Origin of the sequence: Autumnicola edwardsiae, from assembly GCF_031846505.1 — a bacterium.
Classification (GTDB): domain Bacteria; phylum Bacteroidota; class Bacteroidia; order Flavobacteriales; family Flavobacteriaceae; genus Autumnicola; species Autumnicola edwardsiae.
The window spans coordinates 1-245 of the sequence record NZ_JAVRHP010000356.1 but is presented as its reverse complement, the minus strand read 5'-3'; the positions used below and the strand labels follow the sequence as shown (position 1 = coordinate 245).

Below are 245 nucleotides of genomic sequence, written 5' to 3'. Positions count from 1 at the left end.
CCTTATTAAAAAAAGGAGCAACTTTTTAGCCGCTCCTATTGGAAAAAAAAATCCTACAACTGTTTTTTAAGCTGCCATTTTTTTACAGCTCTCGGCACAGGCATTGCATTTTTCTGCGCATTGCTTGCAAACTTCACTGTCAAACTTTGCACATTCATCAGCACAGGCTTTACATAAGTCGGCACAAATAGCACATAGCCGTTTTGAGTAATCAGACTGGCTGGCTAACAGCTGGACGCACGCAC

The 245-nt window shown here is 42.0% G+C and carries 1 protein-coding gene; it reads right to left on the bottom strand.

Annotated elements, in window-relative coordinates:
- Nucleotides 1-66: 66 nt before the first annotated feature.
- Nucleotides 67-231 (bottom strand): four-helix bundle copper-binding protein, encoded by a 165-nt coding sequence (locus RM529_RS18275; protein ID WP_489752744.1) that lies wholly within the window; start codon nucleotides 229-231, stop codon nucleotides 67-69.
- Nucleotides 232-245 lie beyond the last annotated feature (14 nt).